The sequence below is a fragment of the Okeania sp. genome (assembly GCF_983059655.1).
The window spans coordinates 1-4,165 of the sequence record NZ_CEZPJD010000703.1; the positions used below are offsets into that span (position 1 = coordinate 1).

The window sequence follows — 4,165 nt, forward strand, 5'->3', positions numbered from 1 at the left end:
CTTAAAATTCAGACAACGTAAGATTTTTCCCTCTTACTTTTTCCTTCTTCTTTCTCCTTCTTCCTTCTTCCTTCTTCCTTCTAATAACTTCAGGAGATTTTTAACACATGGTAAAACAGGGAGATTTATTAAAAAGATTATTTAATGCTTTTAAGCCTTTTGAACCTTTGAAACCTGGTAGTCCTGTATATGTTGATTGTCGGGAAGTTCGTGGGGATGGTGATGTTATTATAGATTTGGCTGAAAATATTAAGTTATCTGATAATAATACTTATCAACTTTATGCCGGACATCGTGGTGCGGGTAAGTCAACGGAACTTTTACGACTGAAAGAACACCTGGAAAATAACGGATATTTTATTGTTTATTTCGCTGCTGATGAACAGGATATTAATCCTGAAGATACAGAATATGCTGATATTTTGTTGGCTTGTACTAGGCATTTATTAGAACATTTGAAAGATGCTAATCCTAAGCCTTTACTTGATTGGTTAAAGGGGCGGTGGGCAGATTTAAAAGATTTGGCAACTACGGAAATTTCTTTGGAAAGTTTGGCGGTTGAATCACAAATTAATCAGTACGCTAAACTGACGGCAAATATTAGAGCGGAACCGACTTTAAGGAGAAAAATTAGAGAGAAAATTAATCCTTATACTGAGAGTTTAATTGAGGCTCTGAATAGTTTTATTCGTGATGGTAAAAATAAGCTTGATTCTGATTCTGAGTTGGTAATAATTGCTGATAGTTTAGACCGAATTGTACCAATTGTTCAGCCGGATGGACGTAGCAATCACGATGAAATTTTTGTAGACCGCAGCGCTCAATTGAAGGGATTAGATTGTCATACAATTTATACGATTCCTATTTCAATGGTCTATTCTAATCAAGCACCAAATCTCAAAGTTGAATATGACGATCCACAGGTTTTACCAATGATTATGGTGGAGACTCCGGAGGGGGAAATTTACGATTTGGGAGTGGCTACAATTAGGGAAATTATTGATAGAAGAGTTAGTGAAGTTAATCCAGATTTATGTTTAGAAAGGGATGTTTTTGAAAGTCGAGAAGTTTTAGATAGACTTTGCTTAATGAGTGGGGGTCATGTCCGGGATTTAATGTTATTAATGCAGAGTGTAATTAAACGTGCGGGAGGTAATTTACCGATTTCTGCCAAAGTGGTACAAAGAGCTATTACGGAGGCAAGACTTCCTTATAAAAGATCGGTTCAACAGGAAGAATGGCAAATATTAGTTGATGTTTTTCGCTCTAAAAATATATTGAATAATCAGCAACACCGGGATTTATTGTTTAATCGTTGTTTGCTGGAATATACTTTCTTGGATGAGGAGGGAGAAAAGCAAACTTGGTATGATGTTCATCCTTTAATTAAAGGAGTTCGTGAATTTAAGGAGTTGTTGGAATGAAGGGAGAAAAAGTTGTTTTGGAAGAGGATGTACAGTCAACTTTTGCAGAGGAATATCAAGATTTATTGAATGTTGTTAGGTTTATTGAAGGTTTTGGTTTATTGTTTGTAGAATGTTCGCCTCCACAGGGAACGGAAATTATTGAAAAAATTCGGCAGGATATTCCCCAAGAAAGGGTAGATGTTTTGCGTTTGGATAAGACTACTTATAATTTTTATAATCTGGTAAAAGATTTGCCAAATTTAGCAGAGATTGATGTTTTGTTTGTGACTGGTTTGGAATATTCTCTCTATCAATATGAGGAGGAGATGAAGGAAAGGGGCTTGGATAGTAATGAGATTATTTCTATTAGTAGAAGGGGAGTACCTCCTGTTTTGATTAATTTGAATCAGCAGCGAGAAAGATTTAGGGATGATTTTGATATTTGCTTTGTGTTTCTGTTACCAAGGTTTGCTGTAGATTACTTGATTAAACGTGCCCCAGATTTTTTTGATTGGCGTTCTGGGTTATTTCTGTTTCCTATGAATGAGGAATATTTACGACAGGAATCTTTCGATGTTTGTGCAAAAGATTTAGATGATTATGCAGAGCTGACTCGACAAGAGCGTAAGTTTGAGTGGTTGAGAATTAAAAATTTGGTTGATGATGAGAGACTTCCTATTGAACAAAAATCTAGTTTGTTAGTTAGAAAGGCTTTATTGGATAGAAAATTCAAGCAAAATGAAGAAGCAATATTAGCTTGTGATGAAGCATTAAAAATTCAATTCAATAATTATGAAGCTTGGAATAATAAAGGCATTGCACTGAGAAATTTAGAAAAATATGAACAGGCGCTTGCTGCTTATGATAAAGCTCTAGAAATTAAATCAGACTATCATTATGCTTGGTTCAGTAAAGGCATTGCATTAGAAAAATTAGAAAGATATGAACAGGCAATTACTGCTTATGATAAAGCTCTAGAAATCAAATCAGACTATTATTATGCTTGGAATAATAAAGGCAATGCACTGAGAAATTCAGAAAGATATGAACAGGCAGTTGCTGCTTATGAAAAAGCCCTAGAAATTCGACCAGACGATCATTCTGCTTGGAATAATAAAGGCGTTGCACTGTTTTATTTAGAAAGATATGAACAGGCAATAGCTGCTTATGAAAAATCTCTAGAAATTAAACAAGACTCTCATTATACTTGGAATAATAAAGGCAATGCACTGAGAAATTCAGAAAGATATGAACAGGCAATAGCTGCTTATGAAAAATCTCTAGAAATTAAACCAGATTATCATTATGGTTGGAATAATAAAGGTAATGTACTGAGAAAATTAAAAAGATATGAACAGGCAGTTGCTGCTTATGAAAAATCTCTAGAAATTAAACAAGACTTTCATTATGCTTGGGATAATAAAGGCGATGCACTGTTTTATTTAGAAAGATATGAACAGGCAATAGCTGCTTATGAAAAATCTCTAGAAATTAAACCAGATTATCATTATGCTTGGAATAGTAAAGGCAATGCACTGAGAAAATTAGAAAGATATGAACAGGCAATAGCTGCTTATGAAAAAGCTCTAGAAATTAAACCAGATTATTATTATGCTTGGGATAATAAAGGCGATGCACTGAGAAAATTAGAAAGACATGAACAGGCAATAGTTGCTTATAAAAAAGCTCTAGAAATTAAACCAGATTATCATTATGCTTGGAATAGTAAAGGCGTTGCATTAGAAAATTTAGAAAGGTATGAACAGGCGCTGGCTGCTTATGAGAAAGCTCTAGAAATTCGACCAGACTATCATTATGCTTGGAAGAATAAAGGCGATGCATTAGAAAATTTAGAAAGACATGAACAGGCAATTGCTGCTTATGATAAAGCTTTAGAAATTAAACCAGATTATCATTATGCCTGGTTCTCTAAAGGCTATTCACTGTATTATTTAAGCAGATATGAACAATCAATAGCAGCCTTTGATAAAGTTTTAGAATTTGAACCAGATGATGAAGATTCCTGGAACAATAAAGGTAGGGTACTTTATTACTTAGGAAAATATGAACAGGCGATCGCTCATTTTGAAAAAGCTTTAGAAATCAAACCAAACTTTAAATATCCTAAGTTAAATCTTGGACTTGTTGAGTATGAAAAAGGGAATATAGATAAAGCTATAGAATATTTGCAAGCAGCAATTGAAATTAACAGTAAATTTGTAGAAGCTCAATTAGCAATAGGAGTTGCTTTATATAACAAATGTGAAATTTCAGCAGGTTTAGAAAGGGCTGAAGAAGTACTACAATTAGATAAAAGTTGGGTTAGTCTAAAACGTCTTAAAAAAGAACGTTGGGGAAATAAACTATTAGCAGATACAGAAAAATTATTAGAAAACCCTCAGATAAAAATATTACTTTCTCAGACAGTTGAAGAAGAAAAAAGCAAGGAAGAAAAAATTGATGGGGACTCAAACTTCAATCAATTATAAACATCTAACTGATAACTGAAATTTGCCCCCCGAGCAAGCCAATTCTGGGGGGAACAAGAGTTAATTTGCTGATAAAAGTCCCCCAATTTTGGAGGATTTAGGGGGCTTGGATATAGCAAATTTCTCAGACATCCTCTAATGCATATTAGTTGGAAACTTTTGGTAGGAATTTCCCCCTAAACTTCCTTCAAAAATTATTTGACTGATAACTGAATTTTGCCCCCCGAGCAAGCCAATTCTGGGGGGAACAAGAGTTAATTTGCTGATAAA

Annotated in this window: 2 protein-coding genes; both read left to right on the forward strand. The window is 34.2% G+C overall.

Features of this window, described 5'->3' with window-relative positions; all coding sequences use genetic code 11:
- Positions 1–107 precede the first annotated feature (107 nt).
- The gene (locus tag AC3DU7_RS26970; protein WP_488042347.1) at positions 108–1,424 is read left to right on the forward strand and encodes an ATP-binding protein; all 1,317 of its coding nucleotides are present in this window, start codon (positions 108–110) and stop codon (positions 1,422–1,424) included.
- Positions 1,421–3,895 carry a tetratricopeptide repeat protein gene (locus AC3DU7_RS26975; protein WP_488042348.1) on the forward strand — a complete coding sequence of 825 codons (2,475 nt, stop codon included), beginning with the start codon at positions 1,421–1,423 and terminating at the stop codon, positions 3,893–3,895. The genes AC3DU7_RS26970 and AC3DU7_RS26975 overlap by 4 nt, the downstream gene beginning before the upstream one ends.
- Positions 3,896–4,165 lie beyond the last annotated feature (270 nt).

Coding starts and splice junctions, on each gene's coding strand:
- AC3DU7_RS26970 (WP_488042347.1), top strand. CDS start 108: ATGGTAAAACAGGGAGATTTATTAAAAAGATTATTTAATGCTTTTAAG.
- AC3DU7_RS26975 (WP_488042348.1), top strand. CDS start 1,421: ATGAAGGGAGAAAAAGTTGTTTTGGAAGAGGATGTACAGTCAACTTTT.